Source organism: Methanobrevibacter sp., assembly GCF_045644645.1.
Lineage (GTDB): Archaea > Methanobacteriota > Methanobacteria > Methanobacteriales > Methanobacteriaceae > Methanocatella.
Window position 1 is genome coordinate 1 of sequence record NZ_JAZRHE010000135.1, and the last position, 5,583, is coordinate 5,583.

A 5,583-nucleotide genomic window follows, 5' to 3' on the forward strand; every position below is an offset into this window, starting at 1 on the left:
TACATGGCCATACCAATCGTATTAAAAGATTTCATAAGAAAACACATCATAAATCACTTCCAAAGATACGTACAACACCTAGATGATAAAAATATCGAAAAAACATCAAACAAAGTCGAAAATTACTACAGACAAACCAATCCAGAAAAAATAAAGAAATTATACAAAACTAAAAACGGAATTCTGACCTTCTTGGACTACCAAATGGAAAACTGGACAGAAAAACACATAAAAATCAAATAAGCCTATAAAATTTTACAGACTCATTTTAACCAAAAAAAGTAAAAAAAAAGCATTTATTTTGGATAAATGCTTTCTGGAGGATTTTCCAAATCAATGACACTTTTATTTTCCAGGTTTTCATGGCCTAAGGGAGTGTGTGTAGACAGATATACTGTAGGCTGATTTTTGACAAATTCCCTAACATTGTCAAGAGTTTCCCTTGCTTTTTCAATATCTTCAAAAACAACTGACAGCTTGTTTGCATACAATGCCTCATCAGTATATGTGACATCACCGTGGAACATGTAGAATAAATCATCGTTCTTTGCAATAACAATACTGTTGCCTGTAGTGTGGCCGATTGCTTCAATTAAATATACATCATCCACTATTTTTTGTGACTTTTCAAAGTTATAGAAAGGGCCGTCATCAAATTCGACAGGCACAATGTTGTCGCCTTCAAGACTCAATTCTTCAGCTTCAGTTTTGGAGAGGTATACCTTAGCATTAGGAAATTGCCTTAGCTCTCCGGTATGGTCGGCATGTTTATGTGTAATCAATATTTTAGTCACATCATCATTATCATATCCCATCTCATTAAGGGCAGAAAGATAATCTGTAATCCTTGTACCCATGGACAATGGAGTATTCTCATCCACTTCCTGAGGAGGCATTTCGGAAGGCATGTCTGTATCAATCAATATTACATCATCGCCCGTGTCAATCAAATAATTCTGAATGCTTGATCTGTATTTGATTGATGCATCAAATTTTCCACCCTCACCGCCAAAGGCAAAGGCTTGTGTCATGAAACCGTTTTCATATGTTTTTACTGCTTTAATTTCCATTTTGATCATTTATTAATAATTGTGTTAAATAATTCTGTTTGCCAATCATTTTGACAAGGTCCAATTGCTGTTCGCTCCAGTACATGTCCTCTTCTTCATCCTTAAGATACAATTTCATCATATCATATGTTGTTGCATCAAAAATACCTGAGTCCATAACCTCATTTAAAAATGCAATTCCTTCCACAGATACATTGTAATCCGCTTCAATGAATTCAATTATGTCCGTGTATATTGGTTTAGCTTCTTGAGCCTCTTGCTTGATTTCACCGCCCAAATCCAATATACGATCCATAAATTGTTCTACAAAATCCATTTCTTCTGTTGCATGTGTTGCATACTTATCTCCAAGGGATTGGAATCCCAATCCTGCAAATACCTTGGATTGGATTCTGTGTCCGAATGAATTTGCGGACAATCCAGTCACAATCGCTTGCAAGACTTCAATAGTTTTTTCTTTATCTGCCATGATATCACCATTCAAAGACTTAAGTAACTTAAGTCATTATATGACATTATATTAAAACGACTATTTAAATTGAACTAATGAGTCAATTGTTTTTTGAGAATAATCATAAATCATCTTTTTGAACTTTTCAACATCTTCAGGAGAATAATCTTTAAAAAAATCCCCCTCCCACTCATACATTTCCTTTATTAGTTTAAATACTATTATTTTACCCTCATTAGTTAGGTTAAGAATCTTACGGCTTTTGTTTTTTTCATCAGGATTTCTTATAATAAATCCATTTTTTTCCAATTTTTTAATAATTTGAGTGACATTTGACTCTGAAACAAAAAATAATTCAGACAAATCCTTTTGGGAACAATTGGGATTATAAAAAATATTCATCAGATAAGTGACATCAACAGGAGCAAGATTCTCATAATTATTAATTAAATACTCCCTGTGAAGAATGTGAATATAATCAACATAAAGAATAAGCGGAGTAAAATTAATCCTTTCATCTTCAAAATTTAAACAAGACATTCATTTCACCTTATACTATTACTTATTAAAAGAATTATTGATAAATTTAGCTTATATACTATACAAAATATTTGATACTTTTAACTCCGACACATTAATATTTCAATCCATTCACTAAAAAGTCAATTAGATTTTGATGAATAACCCCCTCCTGTGAAAAATCAAACTTGTCAGTGGAAATCACATATTTTGGATAATTGTCCTTAACTTTTAATAAAGGCCTAAACTCTCTTTCAATAGTCTCATCAGAAGATAAAGAATATGTTACCTGGATATAAACCTTACTTTTATGTTTCTTAGCAACGAAATCAATTTCAAAATCACCGATTTTGCCAACTGTCACATCATAGCCTTCCCTTAAAAGTTCAACATATACAATGTTTTCTATGGTTCTTGAAACATTGGTTAAATTTCTGCCATTGAAAACCTGATTGAATCCATGATCAGTAACATAATACTTTTCATGAATTTTTAAAATCTCTTTTCCTTCAACATTTTCCCTTTGAACTTTTTTTATTAACAGCGAATTTGTAAAATAATCAATATAGTTGTAAATTGTTTTTGGAGCAATTTTAACATGTTCCTCTTGTTTTAAATAATCCGAAATGCTTTTGGCTGAAAATGTTTTACCTACATTATCCATTAAGAATATGATTAGCCTTTCCAGTATGTTTACATCCCTTATCTGATATCTTGAAATCAAATCGTTGTACAATATTGAATTGAACAGGTCATGGAGGTATTTGAGTTTGTCTTCATCGTTTAAACTGAATAACTGTGGAAATCCACCATATTCCACATATTCATTGAACAACTCTTCTGATGAGGATTGCTGTTTATAGTCAAGGAACTCCTTAAATGAAAAGGGATACATTTTTACTTCAAAATATCTGCCCGTCAAGTGAGTTGCAAGTTCACCAGACAATAATTTAGAATTTGAACCAGTTATGTAAATATCGCAGTCCCAATCAACTCTACATGCATTTATTGATTTTTCCCAGTCATCAACATTCTGTATCTCATCAAAAAACAAATATACCTTACCATCAACATTCTCAACAAGACTTTCAATTAATAAGTCAAGTTCACGAGCATTGCTTACATTTCGATATTTTGCTGATTCAAAATTGATTAAAATAATGTTATCCTCACCAATTCCACGATTAATCAACTCTTTTTTAATTAATCCCAACATATAAGATTTGCCGCATCTTCTGATTCCAGTTATTACCTTAATTAATTCATTGTCGATTAATGGAATAATCCTATTTAAATACAAATCTCTCTTAACCATGTTATCATATATGATATAATTTAATATATAAGTTTAACTTTTATAAAAATTTAAAAAGTTTTAGATATAAATTAAACTTTATAGTTTAACTGTCTAAAAATTACACGTCTGCACTTAAAAGTGCTGCAAGAAGGCGGGATTTTGTCCAGTAGATTCTAGTTTTATTTTTAAGCACAACGTTGGAGGTTCTTGAAACTATATTTGTTTCAATATCCCATGGGTGAGGAATTTCATTCCTAACAAAGATATAACTTCTTTTGATATAATCCAAATCATCTTCAGATTGATCCATTAATTCCTAACCTTATCTCGAATAAGCGGATTCATATAATCAATACTTGGAGTTTCAATTAAATAATCTTCCATTTAATTACTCACACCATTAAAATTGGTTAAATATACAATAAAATAACAAATTGTATTATAAATCTAAAAAAAAAACTTCATAAAATGGATTTTGCCCGTATACTAACTCTCTTGAATCATTGCTAGAATACCCTTCGCTCCTCGAGTAACCCTCGAAACGGGCAGCCTATCCAATGCTGGGTTTCTTCTAATCATCGACAGTATCAACTTCCCTCATAAAAGGACCGTAGGCATTGGTCATTAAAAATGATGCGACAATAATATTTTATAAAAAATAATATTTAACTTTTAACTAAAAATTAAAAAAAAGGCAATATTGGAATTATTTCCAATACAGCAGATAGATTAAATTTGAAACACAACACACCTATAAATTAAAATCATCCAATTCCTCGGATAATTCCTTATACCTGTTTCTGATAGTAACTTCGGTCACACCTGCAACTTCAGCAATATCCCTCTGAGTTTTTCTCTCACCCAATAAAACGGATGCAATGTATAACGCGGCTGCTGCAATTCCAGTGGGGCCCTTACCTGATGTCAAACCCAATTCAGAAGATTTTTCAATGATTGCTATTGCCTTTGATTGGACCTCTGTTGAAAGTCCGATTTTGGATGCGAATCTTGGAACATAGTCAGACGGTGAAGTCGGAGGTAACTTAATATTCAGCTCACGGGATAAGAACCTATAAGTCCTGCCTACATCCTTTTTAGTTACCTTAGATGCACTAGCGATTTCATCTAAAGTACGAGGCACATTGCAACGTCTACATGCGGCATAAAGTGAAGCGGAAACAACACTTTCAATACTTCTTCCCCGAATGAGATTACGGTTGACGGCTTTTCTATATATGACTGAAGCGTCTTCCCTTACACTTCTTGGAAGGCTCAAATTTGATGAATTCCTATCAATTTCACTTAATGCAAATGCCAAATTTCTCTCACCAGAACCTGAAACCCTGATCTTTCTTTGCCATTTTCTTAACCTGTATAGTTGGGCCCTATTTTTTATAGGAATATTTCTGCCCTGGCCGTCCTTATTTCTCCAATCAATGACTGTGGATAAACCCCCATCATGAATGGTATTTGTCCTTGGGGCTCCAACACGGGTGCGTTTGTCTCTTTGTTCATGATCAAACGCCCTCCATTCCGGACCCATGTCAATTCGATTTTCATCAATGACAAGTCCACAGCGGGAACAGCTGATTTCAGCTTTTCCAGAATCAGTTGTTAATTTAGCTCCACATTCCGGACAGACATCCTCTTCACGAACATAAAGAGAACTCTGAACATTGCCTTTTTTAAATGTGCCATCAACACTAATTGATGGCTTTTTAACGTTAAGAGTCATATTTCATCCTCCTCAAATATTAAAAGTTCAACAAACAAAGTTACCGAAAACTGAATAATAAAAAATAAAAAGGAAAAAATACTCAATTAAAAAATTTGATAGTCAAAATGGATACTCGTAACAAACATAAGTGATGATTTAATTCTATAATTTTAAAGTGATAGTTATATAAAGGCTGGTTTCTGGTAATTATGAATATAATGAGCTTGCAGCGAAATGAAATTCCCATAGAAAACCATAGTACACAAACAAAACACAAAAGGACTTCACTACTGGGATCGAAACGAGACCAGGTATAACCCCCATGCTATGACCGCAATACTCATTACATTATGAAAGTGATATGTAATTAAGTAAATGATTTGTATATAAAAGGCTTGCAGCGAAATGAAATTCCCATAGAAAACCATAGTACACAAACAAAACACAAAAGGACTTCACTACTGGGATCGAAACGAGACCAGGTATAACCCCCATGCTATGACCGCAATACCTATAATATACAAACCAA

At 32.9% G+C, this 5,583-nt stretch carries 6 protein-coding genes, 2 rRNA genes and 1 pseudogene; 1 reads left to right on the plus strand and 8 read right to left on the minus strand.

What is annotated here, in order from left to right:
* Positions 1 to 243, plus strand: a pseudogene (locus tag ACKI4K_RS07805) (transposase); the annotation flags it as partial.
* Positions 244 to 296: 53 nt separating this feature from the next.
* On the opposite strand, the gene ACKI4K_RS07810 reads toward ACKI4K_RS07805, so the two are convergent.
* The 8 genes from ACKI4K_RS07810 to rrf (ACKI4K_RS07845) form a co-directional block, all read right to left on the minus strand.
* Positions 297 to 1,070: an MBL fold metallo-hydrolase gene (locus tag ACKI4K_RS07810; protein ID WP_407423922.1), complete on the minus strand. Its 774-nt coding sequence runs from the start codon at positions 1,068 to 1,070 to the stop codon at positions 297 to 299.
* Positions 1,060 to 1,539 carry a bacterioferritin gene (locus tag ACKI4K_RS07815; protein ID WP_407423924.1) on the minus strand — a complete coding sequence of 160 codons (480 nt, stop codon included), beginning with the start codon at positions 1,537 to 1,539 and terminating at the stop codon, positions 1,060 to 1,062. The genes ACKI4K_RS07810 and ACKI4K_RS07815 overlap by 11 nt, the downstream gene beginning before the upstream one ends.
* A gap of 60 nt (positions 1,540 to 1,599) precedes the next feature.
* Positions 1,600 to 2,061 (minus strand): MarR family transcriptional regulator, encoded by a 462-nt coding sequence (locus tag ACKI4K_RS07820; protein WP_407423926.1) that lies wholly within the window; start codon positions 2,059 to 2,061, stop codon positions 1,600 to 1,602.
* A gap of 94 nt (positions 2,062 to 2,155) precedes the next feature.
* On the minus strand, positions 2,156 to 3,355 hold the full coding sequence (locus tag ACKI4K_RS07825; protein ID WP_407423928.1) for an ATP-binding protein: 1,200 nt from the start codon (positions 3,353 to 3,355) through the stop codon (positions 2,156 to 2,158).
* Between the two features lie 100 nt (positions 3,356 to 3,455).
* Positions 3,456 to 3,647, minus strand: coding sequence for a hypothetical protein (locus tag ACKI4K_RS07830; protein ID WP_407423930.1), 192 nt, complete (start codon positions 3,645 to 3,647; stop codon positions 3,456 to 3,458).
* A 441-nt stretch (positions 3,648 to 4,088) separates the two neighbouring features.
* Positions 4,089 to 5,072, minus strand: a complete 984-nt coding sequence (locus tag ACKI4K_RS07835) for a transcription initiation factor IIB (RefSeq protein ID WP_407423932.1) — start codon at positions 5,070 to 5,072, stop codon at positions 4,089 to 4,091.
* Between the two features lie 203 nt (positions 5,073 to 5,275).
* Positions 5,276 to 5,393: ribosomal RNA gene (gene rrf / locus ACKI4K_RS07840) — 5S ribosomal RNA — on the minus strand.
* 53 nt (positions 5,394 to 5,446) lie between these two features.
* Positions 5,447 to 5,564, minus strand: a 5S ribosomal RNA gene (gene rrf, locus ACKI4K_RS07845).
* Positions 5,565 to 5,583 lie beyond the last annotated feature (19 nt).